At 60.7% G+C, this 23,385-nt stretch carries 23 protein-coding genes and 1 tRNA gene; 18 read left to right on the top strand and 6 right to left on the bottom strand.

Features of this window, described 5'->3' with window-relative positions; translation table 11 throughout:
- From QM694_RS04370 to efeO (QM694_RS04350), 5 genes are all read left to right on the top strand, one after another.
- Complete coding sequence (locus QM694_RS04370; protein WP_415005708.1) at positions 1-1,305, top strand: HlyD family type I secretion periplasmic adaptor subunit; 1,305 nt, start codon at positions 1-3, stop codon at positions 1,303-1,305.
- A gap of 156 nt (positions 1,306-1,461) precedes the next feature.
- Positions 1,462-2,301 carry an iron uptake transporter permease EfeU gene (gene efeU, locus QM694_RS04365; protein WP_415005707.1) on the top strand — a complete coding sequence of 280 codons (840 nt, stop codon included), beginning with the start codon at positions 1,462-1,464 and terminating at the stop codon, positions 2,299-2,301.
- Between the two features lies 1 nt (position 2,302).
- Positions 2,303-3,469: an iron uptake system protein EfeO gene (gene efeO / locus QM694_RS04360; protein WP_415005706.1), complete on the top strand. Its 1,167-nt coding sequence runs from the start codon at positions 2,303-2,305 to the stop codon at positions 3,467-3,469.
- A 9-nt stretch (positions 3,470-3,478) separates the two neighbouring features.
- A complete protein-coding gene (gene efeB / locus QM694_RS04355; protein WP_415005705.1) occupies positions 3,479-4,768 on the top strand; it encodes an iron uptake transporter deferrochelatase/peroxidase subunit in 1,290 nt (429 codons plus the stop codon).
- Positions 4,731-5,627, top strand: a complete 897-nt coding sequence (gene efeO, locus QM694_RS04350; protein ID WP_415005770.1) for an iron uptake system protein EfeO — start codon at positions 4,731-4,733, stop codon at positions 5,625-5,627. Before efeB ends, efeO (QM694_RS04350) begins: the two co-directional genes overlap by 38 nt.
- A 57-nt stretch (positions 5,628-5,684) precedes the next feature.
- On the opposite strand, the gene QM694_RS04345 is transcribed toward efeO (QM694_RS04350), so the two are convergent.
- The 4 genes from QM694_RS04345 to QM694_RS04330 form a co-directional block, all read right to left on the bottom strand.
- Positions 5,685-6,254 (bottom strand): flagellar basal body-associated protein FliL, encoded by a 570-nt coding sequence (locus QM694_RS04345; protein ID WP_415005704.1) that lies wholly within the window; start codon positions 6,252-6,254, stop codon positions 5,685-5,687.
- A gap of 7 nt (positions 6,255-6,261) precedes the next feature.
- On the bottom strand, positions 6,262-6,609 hold the full coding sequence (locus QM694_RS04340) for a lysozyme inhibitor LprI family protein (RefSeq protein ID WP_415005703.1): 348 nt from the start codon (positions 6,607-6,609) through the stop codon (positions 6,262-6,264).
- Positions 6,610-6,861: 252 nt separating this feature from the next.
- Positions 6,862-8,025, bottom strand: coding sequence for an FAD-dependent oxidoreductase (locus QM694_RS04335; RefSeq protein WP_415005702.1), 1,164 nt, complete (start codon positions 8,023-8,025; stop codon positions 6,862-6,864).
- Between the two features lie 18 nt (positions 8,026-8,043).
- Positions 8,044-8,412, bottom strand: a complete 369-nt coding sequence (locus QM694_RS04330; RefSeq protein ID WP_415005701.1) for an antibiotic biosynthesis monooxygenase family protein — start codon at positions 8,410-8,412, stop codon at positions 8,044-8,046.
- Positions 8,413-8,508: 96 nt separating this feature from the next.
- Between QM694_RS04330 and QM694_RS04325 the strand changes: the two genes are divergently transcribed.
- The 4 genes from QM694_RS04325 (at position 8,509) to QM694_RS04310 (ending at position 11,833) form a co-directional block, all read left to right on the top strand.
- Complete coding sequence (locus QM694_RS04325; RefSeq protein ID WP_415005700.1) at positions 8,509-8,985, top strand: MarR family winged helix-turn-helix transcriptional regulator; 477 nt, start codon at positions 8,509-8,511, stop codon at positions 8,983-8,985.
- A complete protein-coding gene (locus QM694_RS04320; protein WP_415005699.1) occupies positions 8,966-9,499 on the top strand; it encodes a cytochrome b in 534 nt (177 codons plus the stop codon). The genes QM694_RS04325 and QM694_RS04320 overlap by 20 nt, the downstream gene beginning before the upstream one ends.
- Before the next feature lie 33 nt (positions 9,500-9,532).
- Entirely contained in the window at positions 9,533-10,222 is a 690-nt protein-coding gene (locus QM694_RS04315) for an alpha/beta fold hydrolase (RefSeq protein ID WP_415005698.1), read from the top strand.
- Positions 10,223-10,585: 363 nt separating this feature from the next.
- On the top strand, positions 10,586-11,833 hold the full coding sequence (locus QM694_RS04310) for a hypothetical protein (protein WP_415005697.1): 1,248 nt from the start codon (positions 10,586-10,588) through the stop codon (positions 11,831-11,833).
- 202 nt (positions 11,834-12,035) lie between these two features.
- Here QM694_RS04310 and QM694_RS04305 read toward each other — a convergent pair.
- Both QM694_RS04305 and QM694_RS04300 read right to left on the bottom strand, forming a co-directional pair.
- Positions 12,036-12,125, bottom strand: a tRNA-Ser gene (locus tag QM694_RS04305).
- A 53-nt stretch (positions 12,126-12,178) separates the two neighbouring features.
- Positions 12,179-12,946 (bottom strand): class II aldolase and adducin N-terminal domain-containing protein, encoded by a 768-nt coding sequence (locus QM694_RS04300; protein WP_415005696.1) that lies wholly within the window; start codon positions 12,944-12,946, stop codon positions 12,179-12,181.
- A gap of 115 nt (positions 12,947-13,061) precedes the next feature.
- Between QM694_RS04300 and QM694_RS04295 the strand changes: the two genes are divergently transcribed.
- The 9 genes from QM694_RS04295 to QM694_RS04255 all read left to right on the top strand — a co-directional run bounded on the left by QM694_RS04295 (position 13,062) and on the right by QM694_RS04255 (position 23,378).
- Complete coding sequence (locus QM694_RS04295; protein WP_415005695.1) at positions 13,062-13,778, top strand: tetratricopeptide repeat protein; 717 nt, start codon at positions 13,062-13,064, stop codon at positions 13,776-13,778.
- A gap of 128 nt (positions 13,779-13,906) precedes the next feature.
- Positions 13,907-14,920, top strand: a complete 1,014-nt coding sequence (locus QM694_RS04290; protein WP_415005694.1) for a septal ring lytic transglycosylase RlpA family protein — start codon at positions 13,907-13,909, stop codon at positions 14,918-14,920.
- A gap of 52 nt (positions 14,921-14,972) precedes the next feature.
- Entirely contained in the window at positions 14,973-16,130 is a 1,158-nt protein-coding gene (locus QM694_RS04285) for a D-alanyl-D-alanine carboxypeptidase family protein (RefSeq protein ID WP_415005693.1), read from the top strand.
- The gene (gene tmk, locus QM694_RS04280) at positions 16,130-16,741 is read left to right on the top strand and encodes a dTMP kinase (protein WP_415005692.1); all 612 of its coding nucleotides are present in this window, start codon (positions 16,130-16,132) and stop codon (positions 16,739-16,741) included. Before QM694_RS04285 ends, tmk begins: the two co-directional genes overlap by 1 nt.
- Positions 16,734-17,750, top strand: a complete 1,017-nt coding sequence (locus tag QM694_RS04275; protein ID WP_415005691.1) for a DNA polymerase III subunit delta' — start codon at positions 16,734-16,736, stop codon at positions 17,748-17,750. The genes tmk and QM694_RS04275 overlap by 8 nt, the downstream gene beginning before the upstream one ends.
- A gap of 20 nt (positions 17,751-17,770) precedes the next feature.
- Positions 17,771-19,315 carry a methionine--tRNA ligase gene (gene metG / locus QM694_RS04270; protein WP_415005690.1) on the top strand — a complete coding sequence of 515 codons (1,545 nt, stop codon included), beginning with the start codon at positions 17,771-17,773 and terminating at the stop codon, positions 19,313-19,315.
- 2 nt (positions 19,316-19,317) lie between these two features.
- A complete protein-coding gene (locus tag QM694_RS04265) occupies positions 19,318-20,100 on the top strand; it encodes a TatD family hydrolase (RefSeq protein WP_415005689.1) in 783 nt (260 codons plus the stop codon).
- Positions 20,097-20,891 (top strand): MBL fold metallo-hydrolase, encoded by a 795-nt coding sequence (locus QM694_RS04260; protein WP_415005688.1) that lies wholly within the window; start codon positions 20,097-20,099, stop codon positions 20,889-20,891. Before QM694_RS04265 ends, QM694_RS04260 begins: the two co-directional genes overlap by 4 nt.
- 15 nt (positions 20,892-20,906) lie before the next feature.
- Entirely contained in the window at positions 20,907-23,378 is a 2,472-nt protein-coding gene (locus tag QM694_RS04255) for a hypothetical protein (protein ID WP_415005687.1), read from the top strand.
- Positions 23,379-23,385: the final 7 nt, after the last annotated feature.

Genomic DNA, 23,385 nt, shown 5'->3' with positions numbered 1-23,385 from the left:
ATGAGCAAGCCCTTCAGCACCACGGCCTCCCTGCGCCGCCTGCAGATCATCGGCTACACGTCGATGTTCGCCATGGTGGCGATTTTCGGCGGCTGGTCCGCGGCCACCACGATCAACGGCGCGGTGATTGCTTCCTCAACCATCGTTTCTGAAAGCAATACCAAGCGCATCCAGCAGAAGGAGGGCGGCATTGTCCGCCAAATCCTGGTGAAGGATGGCGACCATGTGATGCCCGGTCAGGACCTGGTGATCCTGGACGATACGGATACAAAAGCCGAGCTTGGCATCATCAATGGATTGCTGGATGAAGAATCCGCCAAGCGCGCGCGGCTTGAGGCTGTGCGTGATGGGCTCGACAAGATTGCATTTCCCGATGACCTGGTAGCGCGCCGCAGCGATCCTGCGGTTGACCGTATCCTGACCGGGCAGGAACATTTGTTTGATGCCCGGCGTGCGTCTCTGGCGGGCAAGAAAGACCAACTCACCCAGCAAATCGGCCAGATGGGCGAGCAGATCGACGGCATGGCGGCGCAAATCGATGCGAAGCAGAGTCAGATCGCCCTGGTGCAGGACGATTTGAAAAGCCTCACCGATCTGTTGAGCAAAGGTCTTGTGGCTAAATCGCGCGTGCTGGAAGACCAGCGCATGATTGCCTCTCTCGAAGGCGAGAAAGGCGAGCTCATCGCCAACAAGGCGGGCGCTGCTATCAAGATCAGCGAGATCAAGCTCGCTATTCTTCAAATCGACGAAGATGAGCGCACGCAGTCGCTCACGGACGTGCGGGATTCCGAAGGCAAGATTGCCGAATATATGCAGCGCAAGGCTTCCGCACTCGGGCGCCTGAGCCGGACCTCCGTGAAATCGCCCATTGAAGGCGATGTCTACCAGCTTTCACTGCACACGATCGGCGGCGTCATTCAGCCTGCCGAGACACTCATGCTGATTGCTCCGGCCACGGACGAATTGGTGCTGCAGGCGCAGGTCACGCCCCAGAACATCGATCAGGTGCATGTGGGGCAGCTCGCCAAGGTCCGCTTCCCGGCGTTCAACTCGCGCTTTACGCCGGAAATCCACGCCGAGGTGACGCAGGTGGCGGCTGACGTAAGCCGCACCGACCAGAACAGCCCGCCGTTCTACGCGGTTCGCTTGCACATCGCGCCCGATGAACTCGCCAAGCTGAACGGTGAAAAGCTGAAACCCGGCATGCCTGCGGAAGCCTTTATCCAGACCAGCGAACGCTCGCCGCTTTCCTATCTGCTGAAGCCGCTGAACGATCAGATCGCCCACGCATTCCGGGAAAAGTGAAGTCTCTCCAGTATTAAAAGCTGGAACGATTCCAAAGTGTTGCGCGCGTCAAATCGCCGCAAAACACGGGTTGTTTTCTCCGGTTCGGACAGCTAGACTAATTTCCGACTAATTCGCTCGGCATTCGCCGGGCGAAGTTCAATCGGACCTGCATCCATGTTGGCAAGTTTCCTGATCATGCTGCGCGAGGGCATCGAAGCCGCGCTCATCACAGGGATAGTTGCAAGCTATCTGAAGCAAAGCGGCCGCGGTGAATGGCTGCCTGCCGTGTGGGTCGGCGTGTTTCTCGCCTTGGCCATGTCGTTGTTTGCTGGCGCCGGTCTGATCTTCATCGGATCTGAGCTGCCGCAGAAGGCGCAGGAGCTTTTTGAAGCGGCGGTCGGCCTCATCGCCGTCTTCGTGCTGGTGTCCATGGTGTTCTGGATGCGCCGCGCAGCCCGTACCTTCAAGCACGACATGCAGCGCTCGATTGATGATGCCATGGTGTCGTCCAATGGCGTCGGCTGGGCGCTCACCGGCATGGTGTTCTTCGCCGTGGCGCGGGAAGGACTTGAATCGATTTTCTTCCTTCTCGCCATCTTCCAGCAAAGCACAGGCCCCGCCGCGCCACTGGGCGCGCTGGCGGGCGTATTGGTTGCGGCGGTGATCGGCTTTGCCATTTTCTACGGCGGCATCCGGCTCGACCTCCGGCGCTTCTTCCGCTGGACCGGAATCTTCATCCTGTTCGTGGCGGCGGGGCTTCTGGCCAGCGTGTTGCGGAATCTGCATGAGGCGGGCGTGTGGAACGGCTTGCAGCAGCGCGCCTTCGATTTGAGTGGCGTTCTGCCGGAATCGGGCATTGCCGGCGCCACCCTGTCGGGCCTTCTCAACTACCGCGAAGCGCCAACCATGGGTGAGGTGATTGTTTATGTGGTGTTCCTCGTGGTGACTTTGTTCTTCTTCCTCAGGCCCGCCGCGCCGCCGCCAAAGCTTGCCGCAAGCGCGGGACGGAGCTGACATGGCCACGGAACAGAAATCGGCCCGCACGCTGCGCCTCGCCGCCATCGGCGCGGCTGTTTTGGCCATTGCGGGCGTAGCGGCATTCACCTTTGCGCTCAAACATGCGCGGGCACCCCAAGCCTCAGGCACTGTGAAGGTTACCATTCGCGCCAATGCCTGCGATCCAAATGCGCTGACCGTACCCGCCGGGAAAAGCACTTTCCTGGTCGAAAACGCGTCGGAGCGCACCGTGGAATGGGAAATCCTTGATGGCGTGATGGTCGTGGAGGAGAAGGAAAACATCCTTCCCGGCTTTACACAGACGCTGACAGCCAATCTCGCGCCCGGCGCCTATCAGATGACCTGCGGCCTGCTCACCAATCCGCAAGGCGCCATCACCGTCACGGCCTCCGCTGACAGTGCGGGCACGTCCGCCAAGCCTGACGACAAGGTGTTCCTTGGCGCGATCGCCGAATACAAGGTGTTTTTGCGCCTGAACGCGGCAACGCTGGCCGCCGAAACACACAAGCTCGCCGATGCGATCACGGCTGGCGATCTGGCGGGTGCCAAGGCGCTCTATCCGCAGATCCGCCAGGATTACGGGAAAATCGCCTCGGTCATGCTCAGGCTTTCCGATGCCGAGTCGACCATCAATCCGTTCGCGGACGATCTCGGCAAACGCGAGGATGATCCGGCGTTCACCGGCTTCCATCGCATCGAATATAGCCTCTTCGCGAAATCGAGCCTCGATGGCCTTGCGCCCATTGCCGCGAAACTGGCGGCTGATGTCGACGGCCTTGGCGACCGGCTGAAAGCGGCCAAAGTGCAGCCGTCCGATCTCGCGGCCAATGCCTCAAAGCTCGCCGCCCGCATGGCCGACCGCCAGGTGCCCAATGGCGAGAACAAATATGCGGGAAGCGATCTCACCGAATTTCACGGCAATCTTCTGGGCATCGGCAAGCTGGTTTCGCTGCTGAAACCGGCGCTCGCTGCCTCTCCGGAAACGGCATCGGATCTCGACGCAAAACTGGCCGCCGCCAATGCCGCCGTCGATGCCACGATGGTGGACGGCCAATATCCTTCATACGGCACGATCGACAAAACCGGGCGCGACAAGCTCGCCGCCGTATTCACCGCACTCGCGGATGCGCTGGCAAAAGCCAATGCCAGCCTCGGATTAAACTAGGAGAGCCCGATGCATCAGGGCATGAACACACAGGACGTAACCCAGCCGGACAGGCGCAATCTTCTGAAGGGCCTCGCCATCGCCGGTGGTGCAATGCTCGCCACACCAACTTTGGCGAAGGCCGAAGGCAACGTCACCATCGCGCCCATTGGCACCTCGTCGCTCAACGACCGGCAGCCATTCTATGGCGCGCGGCAGTCCGGCATCGTGAATCCGCGCCCGGCCCATGGAATGATCGTGTCGTTCGATGTGATTGCCGATACGCCGGATGAACTGCAAGACCTGCTGAAGCGGCTGACGGACCGGATGGTTCGGCTCACCCACGGCGGCACCGTTGAAACGGGTGATCCAAAATTACCGCCACCGGACTCCGGCATTCTGGGACCTGTTTTCAAACCTGACAATCTCACCATCACGCTGTCTCTCGGAGCGTCCTTGTTTGAAAAGCGCCCGTGGCTCGCGGGTTTCAAGCCCAAGTCGCTCCGCCGCATGCCCGAATTCCGCAACGACGCGCTTCTGGCCGAACAATGCCATGGCGATATTGCGCTGCAGTTCTGCGCCAATACCCAGGACACCAACATTCACGCCCTGCGGGATATCCTGAAAAACCTTCCCGACCGGCTGGTGATCAACTGGAAGCAGGAGGGGGCCGTGCCCGTGGTGCCGCCGCGCGCCGACGGCGTGCATGAGAATGCGCGGAATTTCCTCGGCTTCATCGATGGCTCAGCCAACCCGAATGGTTCCGATACGGCCTTGATGGACAAGCTGGTCTGGATCGGCGCTGATGATGACGAACCCGCCTGGGCCATGAACGGCACCTATCAGGCGGTGCGGATCATCCGCAATTTCGTCGAGCGCTGGGACCGCACGCCGCTGGGCGAGCAGGAGCGCATCATTGGCCGACAGAAGATGAACGGCGCGCCGATGAGCGGCGGCGATCACGAAAGTGAGGTGCCGGATTTCGCCAGCGATCCGGAGGGCGTCCACACACCGCTGGACGCGCATATCCGCCTCGCCAATCCGCGCCATCCGCATGGCGAGAACAATCTCATTCTCCGCCGCCCCTTCAACTATTCCAACGGCGTGGCGCGTTCGGGCCATCTCGATCAGGGCCTGTTGTTCATCTGCTATCAGGCAAATCTCGATCGCGGCTTCGTCGCTGTCCAGCACCGCCTCGATGGGGAGCCGCTGGAGGAATACATCAAGCCGGTAGGCGGCGGATTTTTCTTCGTGCTGCCCGGCGTGGCGGAGGAGGGCGGCTATCTCGGCCAGTCTCTTATCGCGACCCTCAAGACATGAAGCCAGAGATTACAAACTGAAAACCAAGCAAGGAGAGCGACGCATGCAGATCAAGAAACTTTTGGCCACCACAGCACTCGTCCTGATGTGCGCAACCGGCGCCGCGCGCGCCGAAGCGCTCGATCTCGTTGAGCCGATCAGCGAATACAAGATCTATGTCTCTGGCAAGCTGAACCAGCTTGTGACCGACACCACGGCTTTCACCGACGCCGTGAAGGCCGGTGATGTTGAGAAAGCCAAAAGCCTCTTCGCCAAAACCCGCATGAGCTATGAGGCGGTGGAGCCCATCGCCGAACTCTTCAGCGACCTCGATGCGTCGATCGACTCCCGCGCCGATGACTATGAAAAGAAGGAAGACGATCCGGGCTTTCCAGGTTTCCACCGCATTGAGTACGGCCTGTGGGTGAAGAATTCCACCGAGGGCCTGGCCCCCATCGCCGACAAGCTTCTTTCGGATGTGAAGGAACTCGACAAGCGCATCGCCGACTTGACATTCCCGCCGGACAAGGTGGTGGGCGGCGCTGCGGCGCTGATGGAAGAAGTGGCGGCCACCAAGATTTCTGGTGAAGAGGACCGCTATTCCCACACCGACCTCGCCGACTTCAAGGCCAACTTCGACGGCTCGCGCAAGATCTTCGATCTCACACGCCCGCTGATCGAGAAGCAGGAAGCCGACTTCGTGGCCAAGGTCACCGTCAACTTCGACAAGGTGGATGCAACGCTGGCCAAATATCAGGAAGGCGACGGCTATATGCTCTATGACAAGCTGAGCGAGGACGACCGCAAGGTTCTCGCCGCTGCCGTTAACACGCTGGCCGAGGACCTCTCTACCCTGCGCGGCAAGCTCGGACTCAACTAAGCAGGTTTGCACGGACAGCAGCGGCCTTCCGTCATGATGCGGAGGGCCGTTTCCGTTTTAAAACGGCTCTTGCACCATTTGCTGCGAGGCAAACTGCCCGGCTGCATCGAAGCGCAGGACGATGACCTTGTCATAGACATCATCCGGCCAGCGCCCGTCAGGAAAAAACCGGAAGGGATCGCCGCCAAGCGCCGCGATCAGCTGCGGAATGCGTCCATGATGCCAAGCAATGAGAATGACTCTGCCGTGCTGCGCCTGAAACAGGTAGGCAGCCAGGTCTTTTTCCTGATGATTGGCGAACTCAGTGTTGATGGAAACGCCGATGGCCTTGCTCAGGGGCTCCAGAGTCAACCTGGGGCGCTCGCTGTTGCCGCTGTCCGCCGTGGCGATCAGCATATCCGGTGTCACGGAATCGCCGGCGGCCTTGAAGGGATTGAAATATTGCACATAGGCCTCGGCGCGCCTTTCACCATCCGGCGAAAGCTGCGACCCGTCTTCAGGCTTGTCGGCATGACGGATGATCAGCACGACAGCATTCGCCATAGGCGGGCCGTTGGCGGCCGCCTGCAATGGCGAAGCCAATGCAGAGACGATCAGGAGTAAACTAAAATATACAAAGCGCATCATTGAACAATCACAGCGGCTTGTTCAGCCCATCATAGATGCCCTGAAGTGCATTGAGCCGCGAGGCATAAGCCTTGCGGATGCAGGCGATATCACCACCACAGGCTTGCCGCTGTTTCAGCCACGCCGCCTGATCATCCCACAATGCGCCCCGGCCTCCCATCATCATAAGCCCCGAGAGCAAGTTGAGGGTGGTGACCATCTGAACATCGGCATCGTTCAAGTCCCGGTTGGCGCAGATGGCTTTCTCGTCCGGCGCAAGCGTTTTCAGCGTGCAGTCAAAACTGGCAGCCTGCGCGGGGCCTTGGGCAATAGCCCAAACGGCAAGCAATACACCGCTCAAAAAGAGTTTTTTCATGGAGGCAGCCTAGCAACAATTCCATGGCGGCGCAAAAACGGGAAAAACTCCCGGCGATGCAACAGCCCGTGGCTTGATCGAAACTATGTTCTGGCGGGCAGCGCCCGACGAAGATGAGAACTACAAAATCATCATAACTATCTGATACTTATATAAGTATTCATGATATGCGGTAATCGGCGAGTTTCGGCGGCTATTTCGGGCTTTGCAGCATAAGTCCCTTTCCGATTGCGCTCTGCGCGCTGGCTTCACTCAATATCCACGGAACGCCTCGAAACGAATATCCCGGCGCGGCACGCCAAGTTTGCTCAGCAGGTTGCGCACTGCTTCAACCATCGCCGGGGGACCGGCGAGAGAATAGATTGGCGCCTTGAGGTCCGGGATATGGCGCCGCAGCATCGCCTCGTCGATTCGTCCAGTCTCACCAACCCACCCTTGCCCGGAAATCTCGGTTGCCGTCATTGCTGGCACGAAGGTCAGGCCGATATCGGCCGAGGCGATCGCCTCCAGCTCGGTCAGGAAGGCGGCATCCTGCAGGCGCCGATTCGAGTAGAACAGCGTTATGTTTCGGGTCTGCTTTTCGTGCGCAACATGTCGTAAAATGGACAGGAATGGCGTGATGCCGATCCCGCCTGCAATGAAAACGGCGGGCCGCGCCGCATCGCCATCCAGCGTCAGGGCGCCGCCGACATCCGAGACACGAACGACAGCCTTTGCCGGCAGCTTCGCCAGACTGCGCTTGAAGGCGCTGTCGCGCATGTGGGTGGCGATCATCAGTTCGGGCTCGTAGGGCGCGCTGGCGATAGTGAAGGTGCGGGCAGTGCCTTCGTCATCGGTTTCGGCCGGATTGATCAGCGTGAAAGTGGCGAACTGTCCGGCCTTATGGGTAAAGTCGGCCGGCTTGGCAAAGCGAAAGGCCATCGTGCCCTCGGCCACCCTGTCCTGTGCCAGCAAGGGCATGTCGACGGCCGCCTGCTTCGTACGCGTCATGCGCCCGCTCAGGCGGAAGCCGTCCCGCATGTTCAACCCCAGCAGGGTCATGTTGACGGGGCCGGCGAGGAGCTCGATCACCTGCACGGTATAGAAACTGCTGTCGAATGCCCCGGCCTTGGCCTTCGAGGCCAGGAACAGAGCCGCCGGGATCAGGACCAGCAGCCCGTTTGCAGCGATGAATGGCATCCGCTTCAGCTTGGCGCCGATCAGCCCGCCGCGCGCGCCTTTCGCGAGCGACAGGCCAGAGCCTCCGGTCACGGCCAGCGCCGGGATGAGCAGCAGGAACCCCCAGGGGATGGCCGATTTGACCGCGACGATGGTCGCGGTCGAGCCGAAGAGTTCCGACAGCGCCGTCGACATCCAGAAGGTCAAGATGGTCAGCAGCGCCAATGCGCCGGCGATCGGGTGGATGATCTTTTTCATGATCGGGAACCTATGCCGTCAGGCGGTGCAGATGCCGGATACGGCGACCTTCTGGAACAGATGCGGCAGGGCGACTGCGGAGGACGGGTAGGCGGCCAGCTTGCCCCGGAAGGTCGGGTGGCTGAAGGCCGCGCTGAAATCCGCCGTCGACTGCCAGACGGCGTAGTTCAGATAGGTCGGGCTGGGCCCGATCGCACGGTGAAGCTGGGTCGAGATGAAACCGGGCTGCGCCTTCATGAAGGCGGCGTCGTCTTCCCAGGCGGCCAGGAACGCGGCTTCGTCGGCAGCCGCCAGGGTGAACACATTCACGAGGATGACGGGACTGGCGTCGATCGAAAGCTGGCTCTGGATCGGAAAGGCGGGATCGAGTGGTTTGAGCATGGACATGGTGATCTCCGTTGGGTTGCTCTTCAGGCATTGTGGCCGTATAGTCAGTAAGATGCATAATTGACACTATAATGTCAATAGGGTTATATAGAGCACATGAGCGACGACGTACGCAGCCCCGCCGAAAACACTTTGACCGATCTCATCCTCACCCTGTTCCGGGTGAACAATCTGACGCTGACCTGGGGCGACCGGATGGTCGCACCGCTTGGCCTGACCAGCGCACGCTGGCAGATTCTTGGCGTGATTGCCTATGCCGAGCGGCCGCAACCTGTCGCCTGGCTGGCCCGCGACCTCGGCGCGAGCCGCCAGAATGTGCAGCGCATCGTCAATGCTCTGGAACAGGACGACATCGTCGCGTTCGAGCCGAACCCGCATCACAAGCGGGCAAATCTCGTCGTGCTCACGCAAAAGGGGCGGCAAGTCTATGACGAGGCGCTGCGTCTCTACGCGCCTCGGGCCAATGCCTTGTGCCGGGGCATTGTCCAGGACGATCTCGATGCGGCCCGTCGTGTCATGGTCGCGCTCAAGACAAGACTGGAGGCAAACCTTGATGATGAAGAGCAGGCCTGAGCGCTACGGCGCCGTCCCGGTGACGATCCATTGGCTGTCAGCCATCCTTATCCTGATCCTGCTGATATCCGGGTTCAGGGCCGCCGACACCTCTGAAGCGGCTGCCAAGGCCGCGATCCTGCGCGTGCATGTTCCGGTCGCCATCGCCGCCCTGGTTCTGACGCTGCTTCGACTGTTCTGGTGGATGTTCATCGACCGCAAGCCGCTGCCGATCGCCGACACGGCTCTCTGGCAGGACCGGGCTGCAAAGGCGGTTCATTACGCCCTCTATGTCGCCCTCATCGGCATGTTCGCCAGTGGCATCGGAATGATTGCTCTAAGCGGCGCGGCCCCGGCCATCCTTGGACAGGCGGGAGCGGTGCTTCCGGACTTTCACGACTATGCGCCGCGGATTCCGCATGGAATTGGAGCGAATCTGCTGATCGCCCTCCTGCTTTCCCATGTTGGCGCGGCCCTCTGGCATCATTTCGTGAGGCGCGACGGCCTACTCTGGCGTATGTGGTATGGCGCGTGACCCTGCAATAGTCGCCACAGAGAAAGAGGAAAGATGAGCCCCGCTATCATTCTGGTCCATGGGGCCTTCACTGACGGCTCCATCTGGCGCGACGTGATCGGTCGGCTCCAGGCACGGGGCTCTCCGGTGACGGCGGTACAACTGCCACTGACATCGCTGGCCGAGGATGTCGCGAGCACCCGCGTGGTCATCGCGCGGCAGGATCGACCCGTCATTCTTGTCGGCCACAGCTGGGGCGGCGCCGTCGTCACCGAGGCGGGCAACGACGAACGCGTACAGGCGCTGGTCTATATCGCCGCCCTGGCTCCCGACGCGGGCGAATCGGTCGCGGACCTTCAGCGCCATGGTCCGCCGCCACCGGGGATGGAGGGCGCGCGCCCGGATGATCGCGGCTTCCTGTGGTTTGATCCCGACCATTATGGCAATGGTCTTGCCGGCGATCTGCCGCCTGAATTGGTAGCTGTACTGGCCGCGACGCAGAAACCGATTGCGCTGCGCTCGTTCGGCGAGAAGCTGACCGGCGCCGCATGGCGCAACAAGCCGTCATTCTATCTGCTGTCAGAGAACGACCGGGCACTCACGCCAGAGCTTCAAACCTTCTTGGCCGCGCGGATGAAAGCTCAGACACTCACAGTCGCCGCGAGCCATATGAGCCCGGTGTCGCAAGCCGACGCTGTCGTTGCGCTCATCGAGCAGGCGGCGCAGTTATCTTGTTCTCAATGACGCCGTAGAGCGCAATCGGCGGGTTTCGGCGGAAAACCGTTCACACGATTGGGGCTTTCGGCCAAAATGGCGGGCTGAGAACGACGAAACAGAGAACTACATCTACGCTATAGCCCGCTAAATTCAGGCACAAGCGGATGGCCGGAATAGGGGTGGAAACCAGACAGGCAGCTTTCGGATTTAGAAGTGAATAGGTGAACGCTCGCTGGAGCAAACCGCCGGAATGAGCGAACAGTTGCTAATTGCGCCCCACTCGACGTGAGCGTGGTCCCAGCCTAACCGACTCGTGCATTTCATGGCTGCCTTGAACGCGGAAGTATTTGCCGCAACCTGTATGGATCTCAATCGAAAGCTAGAACTCTCATGAGCAGATGCATCTACTGCGACGAAGCCAAGCCGTTCACCGATGAGCACGTTGTGTCCGCTGGGCTTGGAGGAGATGACAAGGGGTGGATGCTTAGGGACTGCGTCTGTGGAGACTGCAACACGAAGGTCTTCTCCAAACTAGAGGCGAAATTTCTACGCTCCTCGCCTGTCGCCATTGCCCGTTTATTTCATCAAGAGAAGACGCGAGGGCGCGGCAGGAAGACGGGCGCTCCGACGCTGAACACACAGCAGACCCTTATGGAGGATCGTGCGAAGGGCATCTTCCTAAACCAGGATCTTCGGCAAGGGTTCGAGCCGGTCATTCTCCCGCAGGTCGTTCTGGAGAGCCCGGGTACCCTGTCGGCGCATATGCAGGATGTCGCCACTGGACGTGCGTTCCTATCTTCCTTGCAGGCCTCGCTGGCTGGCGATCTTCTTCTAATCCGCAAGATCAAGGTCGGACTTGAGGTGGCCTACGAGCATACACCGCTGACCTGGAACGCGACGACGGAGGAGTACGTCGCTTCTCCCGTCCAAATATCCGCCAAGGCCCCGAACACAAAGGATGGCGTCGTGTGGGTCGAGGAACTGATTATGCCGTCGACCGCCCGCTCGGCATCAAGGTTGACACCCCGCATCTACCGGCGCAACCAGGGGCAACTCGTCTGCGCGGTCGTTGACCTTAACGATGCTCGGGGGGTTCTGACACTTCTCCGGCGGAACGGCGGCGCCGTCGTCGTTCCGGAGGGTGCAGTGCCGATCGAGATTGAGAGTGAGGGCGTGCACCTTAAGCTCGCGATGTCGATTGCCGTCCATGACCGCGTGCTGACCAAGATAGGCATCAATCTGGCTGCCTATCTCTTCGACCCTGACTTTGTACGGCGTCCCGAGTTCGCGGAAACGAAAAGCTATGCCCTTACCGGCAAAGGGCATGTACTGAAAATCCATGCCGACCGGCATCCGTCGAACCAACTAGGGGAAGCCAACCAGTTGCCCGGTGTTCACGTTTTCTGCATCACTCCTGCGAACTCCGGCAATGACGACTCCAGGCTCCTGTCTGTCATGATCAGCCTATACGGAGGGCCTTTTGAAAGCTTCGCTCTGGCCGAGCTGCCGAAGGGCACGCCAGAACTGAATGATCCCATCATCATACTTGTCTTCTACAATGAGAACCGCATCGAGAGATTTTCGATGAACGATTTGCATCAAATGGCCGAGGCTGACGGTCTCGGGTCCGTTAACTGACCCGCTGACCTACCACTACAGCGTCCGCTTTGGAGAAGGTCGGCGTGCCTGCCCTATGGCCGAGATGGGTCGGAAGCTGCCTTGCCGTCGCTGCGCTCAAGTTATGTAGGGCTGTAGCGTAGAATTGGCGATTTGCTATCTCATCCGGTGGGAGGCGGTGATCGGCGGCAATATCGCGCCATAGAGGGCAATCGGCGGTGTTTGGCGGAGGGGGAGGGATTCGAACCCCCGGAGGGCGTGAACCCTCAACGGTTTTCAAGACCGCCGCAATCGACCGCTCTGCCACCCCTCCGGATGGAACCGGCGGGGTGGGTTTAGGCGGACGTTCCTGAACGGTCAAGCCGGTCAGTTGGCGTAGGAGGCGTCCTCATGGTCGAGGATGCGCTTCATTTCCGCAAAATGGGCGAGGAACTGCTCGCGGTCGGCTTCCCACTCCTGCGCGGTCTTCTCGGCAACATCGGGCGTCATCACATGTAATGGCTGGCCTGTCTGATAAGAAAGCACCAGGTTACGAGAGGCACGCTCCAGGTAATATGTGAGATCATAAGCCTCGGCCACGGTGGCGGCGCAGACAAGCACCCCGTGGTTGCCCATCATCATGATGCGCTTGTTGCCCATGAGACGGGCAAGGCGGTCGCCTTCCTCATCCGTATTAGCCATGCCGCCATAGCCCATGTCGAAGGCAATGCGGTTGTAGAAGCGCGCGGTATTCTGGTCGATCGGAAGAATATCCGGGTTGGCCAGTGAGGCAAGGACGGTGCCATAAATCGGATGAAGATGGATGATGCAGCGCGCCTGCGGAAGGGCGGCGTGCAGGCGGCCATGCAGGCACCAGGCGGTGAGATCGGGCGCGTCCGGGCGGTCCATGGTGGATTTGTCTTCCACGTCCAGCAGCATGAGATCGGAAGCCTTGATGCGGCTGAAATGCATCCAGCGCGGATTTATCAGGAACTTCTTGCCGTCAGGCGATACGGCGAGGCTCAGATGGTTCGCCACCCCTTCGTGCCAGTCATTGCGGGCTGACAGCCGGAATGCCGCCGCAAGGTCGACACGCATTTGCCACTCGTCCTTGTCAATGGATTGGGCGGATTTCAGCGAGGTGACGTTGCTCATGCGCGTTTCCTTTTGTTGGGTATCCAAAGCTATCCGAATTGGCCCTCCCGCACAATTGCCGGGAGGGCATGGCTGGTCTAGAATCTCCTCGGGACGGGGTTGGAGTGGCGTGGTGATGAGAAAGACCCTTGGTGCATGTCTGGCCGTCTTGCTGGCGGTTTCGCCCGTTCTGGCGCAATCCGTCAATGCTGTGCCGTTCGACAAGCGGCTGAAACTCGCGCAGGTGGGAGACGAGGATGCCCAGCTTTCGGTGGCTGAGGCCTATGAATCCGGCTCCGATGGCGCCGATTTGAACCCTGCCGAAGCCGCGAAATTCTACCGGCTGGCGGCGCTTCAGGGCAATGTCGAGGCGCAATACCGGCTGGCCCGAATCGTGGCAAAGGGCGCCAAGGGGTTGAAACAGGATTTCGCCACCTCGGCCAAGCTCTATCAGGATGCGGCATCCAAGGGTAACGCCAAGGCGATGAATGCGCTGGGGCAGCTCTATCAGAATGGGCAGGGCGTGCCGGCGGATCCCGCGAAGGCCGTAGAGTGGTATCGCAAGGCGGCAGACCTGAAACTCGCCGATGCGCAGAACAATCTCGGCGTCATGTATCTGAACGGCAAGGGCGTGACGCGCGATCTGGCACAAGCTTTCAAGCTGTTCCAGGAGGCCAGCGCGCAGGGCGACCCCTGGGGCCTGAACAATCTGGGCGGCATGTACGAGATGGGTTGGGGCGTCGAAAAGGACGCCAAGAAGGCCGCCGACTATTATCATCAGGCGGCTGCCAAGGGGAACAGCGCCGCCGTCACCAATGAGCGGCGCCTCGCGGCTGCATCCGCCGACCAGTAATCCGCTCACGGATTATTAACCATACCCGCACACCCGCCGTTAACGAGGGCGGCGCAAATACTCAGGCTGTTGATTTCCGGTCACGTGGGGACGGCGCCCGGAATCGCGCATGGGTATGGGGTGGTAATATGCGCCGAGTTGGTGTCGTCTGGATGTGCCTTCTGGCCGTTGGCATTGCGCTGGCGGGATGTTCGTCAGGACCGACCAAAACCGCAAAGCTTGATCCGTTCGCAGGCAAGGGCAGTCCTTATTACAAAGGCAAAGGCCCCATTCCGATGGGCGGCGGACGCTACATGGTCGGCAAGCCTTATCAGGTTGCCGGGCGCACTTTCACGCCGCGCGAGGATGAGAACTACGACAAGCAGGGCGTGGCATCGTGGTACGGGCCGCAGTTTCACCGCCGCATGACCTCGAATGGCGAATGGTTCGACATGGCGAAACTGACTGCGGCGCATGCCACCCTGCCGTTGCCTTGCTATGTGAAGGTCACCAATCTGGAGAATGGCCGTCAGGTGGTGGTGCGCGTGAATGACCGCGGGCCCTTCGTCGGCACCCGTGTAATTGATCTCTCCAAGGGCGCAGCGGAAGTTCTGGGCTATCAGAACAAGGGAACTGCTTCGGTTCGCGTACAGTACATCGGCCCCGCGCCGCTCAACGATAACGGCAGCCATCTGATGGCGATGAATGATGAGCTCTCGCGCGGCATCTCCATGAAGCGCATGATCGCCGCCGCTGACCGTGACAGCCGGCTGCCGCGCGGCAATATCCAGCTTGCGGCGGCATCTCCCAAACCGGCGAAGCAGAAAACTGTCATTCAGGCCCCGCCCGTCACCGTCGTTGCCTATCAGCCTCCGGCGCAAACTGCGGCTCCTGCACCTTCCTCGGGCATGGAAGACGATTACTACGTGCAAATCGGCTCTTTCGGCGATCCCCGGAACGCGGAAAAGGCCCGTAACTCATTGGCCGCCGCTTGGCCCGTGCAGGTGCTTGAGGTGACGGGCAATGGCGCGCCGCTTTACCGCGTGCGCATCGGCCCGCTGGCCGACCGCAGCGATGCCGATACGGCGCTGGATCAAGCCGTTTCGCTCGGTCATCCCGATGCTCATGTCGTTGTGGCCCATAGCCAGCAGGCGGCGCTGTAGCCCACGCACGCTCCGCGTTGCAATTGTGGGGCAGGGCCGGTAATTTCAGGCAATGATCCGCACCCTGTTTTTGCTGCTGGCGGCTCTGTCCGTATTCACAGGCGGAGCAGCGGCGCAAACGCCGCCCGCGCCGTTTGAAACCAAGGCGCTGGAAGCCATCCTGATCAACTCCCGCTCGGGCCATGTGATGTTCGAGAAGGATGCGGATACCGCCATTCCACCTGCTTCCATGAGCAAGCTCATGACGATGGTCATGGTGTTCGAGGCGCTGAAAGCCGGCAAGCTGACGATGGACCAGGAGTTCACCATCAGCGAGAATGCCTGGCGGAATGGTGGCGCATCATCTGGTGGTTCCACCATGTATGCGGAACTCAATTCCCGCGTGAAGCTGTCCGATCTCATTCAGGGCGTCATCGTGCAATCGGCGAACGATGCCTGCATCGCCATTGCCGAAGGCATGGCGGGGAGCGAGCAGGCTTTCGCCGAACGGATGACGAAACGGGCGAAGGAACTGGGTCTGAAAAACGCGGTGTTCAAGAACGCCACCGGCCTTCCCGATCCGGACCACCGCATGAGCGTGCGCGACCTTTCCATCCTGGCGCGCTACATCATCCAGAATTTTCCGGAGTATTATAAATATTACAGCCAGCCGTCTTTCACCTGGAACAAGATCACCCAGCAGAACCGCAATCCGCTGCTGCAGGACTATCCGGGCGCTGACGGCATGAAGACGGGTTACACCAAGGAAGCGGGTTATGGCCTCGTCGGCTCTGCCAACCATGATGGCCGCCGCCTCATCATGGTGATCGCCGGGCTGTCATCGATCACCGACCGCAAGGCCGAGGCGCAAAAACTGCTCGATTGGGGGTTTGGGCAGTTTCAGGAATTCTCGCTCTATGAGAAGGGCGAGAAAGTTGGAAAGGCGACCGTGTGGGGCGGAACAGCGCGGTCGGTTGATCTGGTGACGGCGGATGATTTCCGCGTGGCGCTTTCGCCCGCGGAGCAACAGACCGTGGAGGTGCGGCTTGCCTACACTGGCCCCCTCATGGCGCCCGTCAAAGCAGGTGACACAGTTGGTTCCGTTCGCGTGATTGTGCAGGGCGATATCATTGCCGATATTCCCGTTCTGGCGGCCAGCGGCGTCGACGTAGACCGCTCGATGTGGAGCAGGGCGCTCGACAGCCTGATGATCATGGCGTTCGGAAGCTGATGTTCATCACCTTTGAAGGCGGCGAGGGGGCTGGCAAATCCACGCAGGTGAAACGCGCCGCGGAACGCCTGCGGGCGATGGGCCGCGATGTGGTGGAAACCCGCGAGCCTGGTGGCACGGCAGAGGCTGAGGCTGTGAGGGCTTTGCTCGTTTCGGGCGATACGGCGCGCTGGACTCCCGAAGCCGAGGCGCTGCTGAATTATGCCGCGCGTGACAGTCATCTGAAGGCGGTGATCCGGCCCGTGCTGAAACGCGGCGCGGTGGTAATCTGCGACCGCTTCATGGATTCCACGCGCGCCTATCAGGGCTATGCGGGCGGATGCAACATGGGCCTTATTGATGCGCTGGAACAGGGAATTGTGGGCGCCACGCGTCCTGACGTCACACTGATCTTCGATCTCGATCCGGAAGTGGGCCTTGCGCGGGCGAAGGCACGTGCCGACGCCAAGGCGGAAGATCGCTACGAGCGCAAGGGACTGGCGTTCCACCGCCTGTTGCGGGACGGATTTCTCGACATTGCGGGGAAAGAACCGGCGCGCTGCCATGTGATCGATGCGTCTCAGGACGTTGACGGCGTGGCGGCGCAGGTCTGGCGGGTGATCGGTGGCTGAGGACTTCAAGGATCCGCGCGATGTGGAGTGGCATCCGCGCCGCCGCCTGTCGCTTGTGGGCCATGAGAATGCTGAACAGAAGCTGCTGAAAGTGCACCAGTCGGACCGGCTTCATCATGCCTGGCTGCTGGCCGGCAACAAGGGCATCGGCAAGGCGACACTTGCCTATCGCTTCGCCCGTTTTCTGCTGGCGCGGCCAGATGACAGGCGCGATGGCCTGAACGTCGACGCCGGTTCACAAGCCGCGCACTGGATTGCAACCGGCGCTCATCCCGATCTGCTGGTGATCGAGCGCGGCGTTGATTTCAAGGCCAAGAAGATTAAGACCGGCATTGCTGTCGATGATGCGCGGATAGTCCCAGAGTTTTTTGCCCGCACTTCGGCCGGCGGCGGCTATCGGGTGGCGGTGGTGGATGCCACCGATGATCTGAATGCTCCATCCGCAAATGCGCTGCTCAAGATCATCGAAGAGCCGCCGGAGAAGTCGGTATTCCTGCTGGTGTCGCATAATCCCGGTGCATTGCTGCGCACCATCCGCTCGCGCTGCATCCGGCTGGATATGCAGCCTCTGACCGAGGGCGAGACATTATCCGTTCTCCAAGACCTTCCGCCTGTTGCCGGTGAGCCGGAAGACAAACTGCGGCAGGCGGCCAGCCTCTCGCAGGGGAGCCCGGGCCGGGCGTTTGATCTCGTGGGTTCCAAAGGCGCTCAGATATTTTCGCGCTTGCAGTCGAATATGCGCTTTCCACCCGCTAAGGTCGCGGAGATTGCACTCAGTTTCGGGGCGCGGGAAACGGCTGAGGACTTTGCCGTGTTCTGCGATCTCTTCGTCAATTGGATGGGAGAGCAGGCACGGGCGCGGGCACTGGGAGGCGGAGGCGCTGAAATGGCTAAGGCGCATGACGAGATCGTCTATTCCCTTCGCCAGGCGGATGCCCTAAACCTCGACCGCCGCCAGACGGTCGCCGATGCGCTGCTCAAGCTCGACGAGGCCCTGAAGGCTTCCTGAAATCAAGCAGTTGAGCCTAAATGTCAAAGTTCTACATCACCACCGCCATTCCCTATGCCAATGGGGCGCCGCACATCGGCCATGCCTATGAGCGGATCGCCACCGATGCGCTGGCGCGCTTCAAGCGGCTTGACGGCTATGACACGCTGTTCGTGACCGGCATGGACGAGCATGGCCAGAAGATGCAGCAGACGGCGGCGCGCGAAGGCATCACGCCCCAGCAGCTTGCCGACCGCACGGCCGCACTCTTCGAGGAGATGGGCGACACGCTGAATGCCCGCGCCGACGATATTCTCCGCACCACCGAAGAGCGCCACCGCATTTCCGTGCAGGAAATCTGGCGGCGCATGGAGGCCAATGGCGATATCTACCTGTCGAAATATTCCGGCTGGTACTCGGTGCGCGATGAAGCCTATTACGACGAGAGCGAAACCGAGGTGCGTGACGATCGCCGTTTCGCGGCGAAGACCGGAACGCCCGTTGAATGGGTGGAGGAGGAAAGCTATTTTTTTAAGCTCTCCGCCTATGCCGACCGTCTGCTGGCGCACTATGCCGCGCATCCCGATTTTGTAACGCCCGAGGCTTACAAGAACGAAATTGTTTCCTTCGTGAAGCGTGGGCTTACCGATCTTTCGATCAGCCGCACCACGTTCGACTGGGGCATTCCGGTGCCAGGAAATCCCAAGCACGTGATGTATGTGTGGGTGGATGCGCTGACGAATTATCTTTCCGCCACCGGCTTCCCCGATGCCAATGCGCCGCGCGCCAAATACTGGCCTGCGGATGCTCATGTGATCGGCAAGGACATCACACGCTTTCACGCCATTTACTGGCCTGCCTTCCTCATGTCGGCCAAGTTGCCGGTGCCGAAGCAGATCGTCGTGCATGGCTTCCTGTTCAGCCGCGGCGAGAAAATGTCGAAGTCGCTCGGCAACGTGGTGGCGCCAGCGGATTTGGTGCGCGACTATGGCGTGGACCAGACGCGCTATTTCTTCCTGCGTGAAGTGCCGTTCGGCCAGGACGGCAATTACAGCCACGAAGCCATCGTGGCGCGGATCAATGCCGATCTTGCCAATGGCATCGGCAATCTGGCGCAGCGCTCACTGTCAATGATCGCCAAAAACTGCGGCGGCGTGGTGCCGGCGCAAGGGCCGTTGAACGACACGGATAAGGCCATGCTCGCTGCCGCAGATGGCCTGCTCGATGAGGTTCGTGCGCATCATGAGAGTTTTGCGATGAGCAAGGCGCTCGATGCGATCTGGCGCGTGGTCGCTGAAGGTGACCGCTATTTCGCCGGGCAGGAACCGTGGGCGCTGAAAAAGACTGATCCGGCGCGCATGGAAACGGTGCTCTATGTCACGGCTGAGGTGGTGCGTATTATTGCCATCCTGATCCAACCCTATGTTCCGGGTTCCGCGGCAAAATTGCTTGATCTTCTGGCGATGCCTATGGACAAGCGCAGCTTCGCCGATCTTGGCACCCGTCTTGTCAGTGGCCTGCCGCTCCCCGCGCCTTCGGGTATCTTCCCGCGCTATGTGGAAGCGGGCGAGGCGGCGAAGGCTTGAGCATGATCGTCGACAGCCATTGCCACCTCGACTACGAGGGGCTTGCCGATCATCTGCCCGACATTCTCGCCCGCGCGGAGCAGGCGGGAGTCAAAACCATAGTGGCCATCTCCACCCTGGTTTCCCGCTTTCCCAATCTCCGGCGCATTGCACATGAAAACACCAATGTTTTCTGTACCGTAGGAACTCATCCTCATCACGCGCATGAGGAGCTGGATCTGCCGGTTTCCGAACTGGTGCGGCTGGCGGACGACCCCAAGGTTGTCGGCATTGGCGAGGCCGGGCTCGATTATCACTACAATCTCAGTCCGCGCGATGCGCAGGCGCAGGGGTTTCGCCAGCACATCGCGGCAGCGCGCGAAACGGGACTGCCGTTGGTGATCCACACGCGCGAAGCCGAGGACGACACCGCGCGGATTCTGGAAGAGGAAATGGCCAAGGGCGCGTTCAAGCCGCTGCTTCATTGTTTCACCTCGGATGTGTCGCTGGCGCGCCGGGTGCTGCCGATGGGCGGCTATGTCTCCTTCTCCGGCATTCTCACCTACAAGACGGCGGAAAATCTGCGCGAGGCGGCTGCCGAAATTCCGATGGACCGGCTGCTGGTAGAAACCGATGCGCCCTATCTCGCGCCCGTACCCTATCGGGGCAAATCGAACGAACCTGCTTTCGTCGTGAAAACGCTGGAGACCCTTGCGAAGGTGAAAGGCGTGAGCGCCGAGGAGATGGCCGCAGTCACCACAGACAATTTCTTCCGCCTGTTCTCGAAAGCGACACGCCCTGCATGACGCAAACACTCACCATCCTGGGCTGCGGCTCTTCCGGCGGCGTGCCCCGGATTGGCGGCGACTGGGGTGCATGTGATCCGTCCAATCCGAAAAACCGCCGCCGCCGCTGTTCGGTTCTTGTCGCGCAACAAGGGGAGAGCGGCATCACGCGGGTGCTGATCGACACCTCTCCCGATCTCCGCGAGCAGATGCTGTCCGCCAATATCCGCGATATTGATGGTGTGCTCTATACCCATGAACATGCCGACCATACCCACGGCATTGACGATCTGCGCGCGTTTTACCTTCTGCGCCGCAAGCGCGTGGAACTCTGGGCGGATGAACCGACCGGGCAGATGCTGTCGTCGCGTTTCACCTATTGTTTCTTCACGGCACCCGGTAGCGATTATCCACCGGTGGCGGCGCTGAACCGGCTTGAAGCAGGCGTGCCGGTGGAAGTGACAGGTGCAGGCGGCAGCATTCCGGCGCTGCCGTTTCGCGTGCATCACGGCAATATCGATGCGCTGGGGTTCCGCTTTGGTGGCACGGCTTATACGCCCGATCTCAACGGCATCCCCGATGAAAGCCTTGCGGCGCTTGAGGGCCTCGATCTGTGGATCGTCGATGCGCTCCGCTATACGCGGCATCCTAGCCACCTGAGCTTGGCTGAAACACTAGGCTGGATCGAAAAGCTCAAACCGCGCCGCGCCATCATCACCAACATGCATGTCGATCTCGATTTCGAGACACTGAAGCGCGAGCTTCCGCCAAACGCGGAACCGGCCTATGACGGAATGGTTGTCGATCTGTAGTTTCGGGAGGGTTCAATGCTCCAGCGTTTCACCGCCGCTTTGCTGGCTTTTGCGTGTCTCACCGCACCGGTTCTCGGCGCCGATTCCTGCGCGCCGGAAAAACTTTCGGTGGCAATCGACACTTATGCGCGCGATCCCTTCAGCCCGCGCAGCTGGCGCGTTCTGAAAGGCCTTGGCGACCCCGGAGTCGAGCAGGGCTATGGCGGCTTTGGCGACACGTGGCAGCAACAGCAGGACTGGGACAATCTCGTCAAGCAAATCGCGCCCGATGACAAGGCGCTCACAGATGTGGGCTATGAATGCCGCATCGGCTATCCGCTCCAGGTTCTAAAAGAGCGCGTGAATTCGCTTGGCCGCGAAAGCAAATATGTGCGGCAATGGCTTACCGTGCAGAGCAGGGTGCTGCAGGCCTGCTCCGAACCCAACAGCACGGATCTTTCCATTCCCGATCCCATCCAAATTCATCCAGCCCTCGCCAAGATGCAGGCGGATGACCGCGCCTACCAACAGGCTTCAGTGGCTTTCTATCGCGACAAGACGAAAGCAATTGATGAATTCAAGGCGATCGGTGCATCGGATTCAGAACACCGCGCTGCGGCGCGCTACAATGTGGCGAACCTGCTGGCCAACAGCAAACAGCTTGATGCGGCGCGGACGGAAGCCAATGCCATCTTGGCCGATCCCAGCCTCGCTAGCGTGCACAGCATTACGCGCGAGCTCTTGGGCTATATCGCCAACCTCGCAGATACGGCTGAAGGCTGGACGGCGCTCATCAACCGCACCATCGCCACCATCGAGCAGCCGGTGGCCGACATCACCAAAACGCCGCAAGCCCAAACCGAATATGCCAACGCGCTCTATGACCTGGGCTTCGCGGGCGTGCGCGGCAAGGATGATGACTGGTGGCTTGATGGCAAGCTGCCGGAAAATCCGACGATTTCAAAAGCACTGGTCGATGCCTCGCGGCAACACCCGATTGCGCTGTGGATCATGGCCGGGCAATCGGCCAATCAGGCCTATCAGGCAGGCCCCTGGAGCCTCGCAGGTGATAAGTGGCTGAACCGCATGGCCGAGATCATCGGCAAGGCCGAAGCCATCAAGCCTGCCGCTGACGGCATTCCCGCGCCAGCCCGCGCCATGCTGGATGCGCTGACCGCAAGGCCCGACGACGCGACCCGCGCCAAGTTGTGGGACGAAGCGCATGCCGCCATGGCGGCGGCGGAACAGAGCTGCGGCAGCGATCCGCAGACCGCTGCGGCGGGCCTCCTGCTCGCCCATGCGGTGCGCGTCTCGGCGCAATCCGGCCACGCCGACGAGGCGATTGCCGAACTCGAGAATGTGCCGTTCAAATCCGCTTCCGCATATTATCAGGGAGCGCTTGGCGGGCTGGCGCAATTGCTGCTGGGGCAGGGTAATCTTACAAATGCACGCCTGTTCCGCGACAGGCTTCTGACGCCCGCTTTTTTTGCCGGATTGCCAGAGGATGGAAGGCAGCAGACCCAGGACACGTTCTCGAATTTCATGGGCTGGATTGCCGAGGATGAGGCGCATTGGAAACAGGCGCTGGCTCTGAACTCCACCAAGACGGCCAACACGCTGCTCAACTTCCAGCCCGCAGCGTCGCTGTGGGCGCTTGCGGATGACCCGATGTTTTCGGAATCCGAGAAGGCCTTGCTAGGGCGCACGGCTTGGACACGCGGCTATGCCCGCGGTATCACCCAATCCGATGCGCAGACGGCAAAGCTCTATGCGCTCAATCCCGAACTTAAGGCGGCGGCCAATAAGGCGGCTGTCGATTACCCCTCGGCCAGTGCTGAACGCCAGCGGTTGTTAACCATATTGCGCAACCCGCGCTATGGCATTCTCGTGAATGCCCCCGGCATCATGATGGGCGGAGATGATTCAGGCACCGACTTCGGCGCGCTCGATTCCTATGATCCCAACGACAAGAACTGGTGGTGCCCGTTCAACATGAACCGGCAGCTTGGCGGCTTGCGCACGTCCTTCGACGAGGCTCTGGGCACCGCCGACTATGACAGCTATGGCAACCGTGATCTGAAGCCCGTCTATGACGAAGCCATGCGCGCCAAGGTCGATGCCGCGCGCGAGATGATCCTCAAGAGCCATCCGCTGGTGAAGACTATCGACTGGAAGGAAATGGCGGCATTGGGCGCCATGGGCAGCGCGCCGCGCACGCTGGCGCAGTCGGCCATCCGCTGGGGCAAGGCCAGCAAGGGAGCCGATGGCGCGCCGGAGGCTCTGGCGCTGGCCGTGCGCGCCACGCGCTATGGCTGCCGCTGGGATGGCAGCCACGAGAGCTTCTCCAAGCCGGCGCAGGAACTGCTCAAGGCGAAGTTCGGCGACACGCAATGGGCGAAGGAAACGCCATACTGGTTTGGCTGCGTGGACCAGCAGTGGAACAAGGACGGCAACCGCGTTCCAGTCTGCACGCCGCGCCAATGGCCGAAGCAGGCACCATTGAAGTGAGCGATGG

The sequence above is a fragment of the Aestuariivirga sp. genome (assembly GCF_047602625.1).
Classification (GTDB): Bacteria; Pseudomonadota; Alphaproteobacteria; order Rhizobiales; family Aestuariivirgaceae; genus Aestuariivirga.
The sequence above is the reverse complement of the archived record's forward strand: the minus strand, read 5'-3'. Positions and strand labels throughout refer to the sequence as shown.

Bases quoted from the DNA above. Each gene is read 5' to 3' on its own strand.
- QM694_RS04370 (WP_415005708.1), top strand. From the start codon at position 1: ATGAGCAAGCCCTTCAGCACCACGGCCTCCCTGCGCCGCCTGCAGATC.
- efeU (WP_415005707.1), top strand. From the start codon at position 1,462: ATGTTGGCAAGTTTCCTGATCATGCTGCGCGAGGGCATCGAAGCCGCG.
- efeO (WP_415005706.1), top strand. From the start codon at position 2,303: ATGGCCACGGAACAGAAATCGGCCCGCACGCTGCGCCTCGCCGCCATC.
- efeB (WP_415005705.1), top strand. From the start codon at position 3,479: ATGCATCAGGGCATGAACACACAGGACGTAACCCAGCCGGACAGGCGC.
- QM694_RS04345 (WP_415005704.1), bottom strand. From the start codon at position 6,254: ATGATGCGCTTTGTATATTTTAGTTTACTCCTGATCGTCTCTGCATTG.
- QM694_RS04340 (WP_415005703.1), bottom strand. From the start codon at position 6,609: ATGAAAAAACTCTTTTTGAGCGGTGTATTGCTTGCCGTTTGGGCTATT.
- QM694_RS04335 (WP_415005702.1), bottom strand. From the start codon at position 8,025: ATGAAAAAGATCATCCACCCGATCGCCGGCGCATTGGCGCTGCTGACC.
- QM694_RS04330 (WP_415005701.1), bottom strand. From the start codon at position 8,412: ATGTCCATGCTCAAACCACTCGATCCCGCCTTTCCGATCCAGAGCCAG.
- QM694_RS04325 (WP_415005700.1), top strand. From the start codon at position 8,509: ATGAGCGACGACGTACGCAGCCCCGCCGAAAACACTTTGACCGATCTC.
- QM694_RS04320 (WP_415005699.1), top strand. From the start codon at position 8,966: ATGATGAAGAGCAGGCCTGAGCGCTACGGCGCCGTCCCGGTGACGATC.
- QM694_RS04315 (WP_415005698.1), top strand. From the start codon at position 9,533: ATGAGCCCCGCTATCATTCTGGTCCATGGGGCCTTCACTGACGGCTCC.
- QM694_RS04310 (WP_415005697.1), top strand. From the start codon at position 10,586: ATGAGCAGATGCATCTACTGCGACGAAGCCAAGCCGTTCACCGATGAG.
- QM694_RS04300 (WP_415005696.1), bottom strand. From the start codon at position 12,946: ATGAGCAACGTCACCTCGCTGAAATCCGCCCAATCCATTGACAAGGAC.
- QM694_RS04295 (WP_415005695.1), top strand. From the start codon at position 13,062: ATGAGAAAGACCCTTGGTGCATGTCTGGCCGTCTTGCTGGCGGTTTCG.
- QM694_RS04290 (WP_415005694.1), top strand. From the start codon at position 13,907: ATGCGCCGAGTTGGTGTCGTCTGGATGTGCCTTCTGGCCGTTGGCATT.
- QM694_RS04285 (WP_415005693.1), top strand. From the start codon at position 14,973: ATGATCCGCACCCTGTTTTTGCTGCTGGCGGCTCTGTCCGTATTCACA.
- tmk (WP_415005692.1), top strand. From the start codon at position 16,130: ATGTTCATCACCTTTGAAGGCGGCGAGGGGGCTGGCAAATCCACGCAG.
- metG (WP_415005690.1), top strand. From the start codon at position 17,771: ATGTCAAAGTTCTACATCACCACCGCCATTCCCTATGCCAATGGGGCG.
- QM694_RS04265 (WP_415005689.1), top strand. From the start codon at position 19,318: ATGATCGTCGACAGCCATTGCCACCTCGACTACGAGGGGCTTGCCGAT.
- QM694_RS04260 (WP_415005688.1), top strand. From the start codon at position 20,097: ATGACGCAAACACTCACCATCCTGGGCTGCGGCTCTTCCGGCGGCGTG.
- QM694_RS04255 (WP_415005687.1), top strand. From the start codon at position 20,907: ATGCTCCAGCGTTTCACCGCCGCTTTGCTGGCTTTTGCGTGTCTCACC.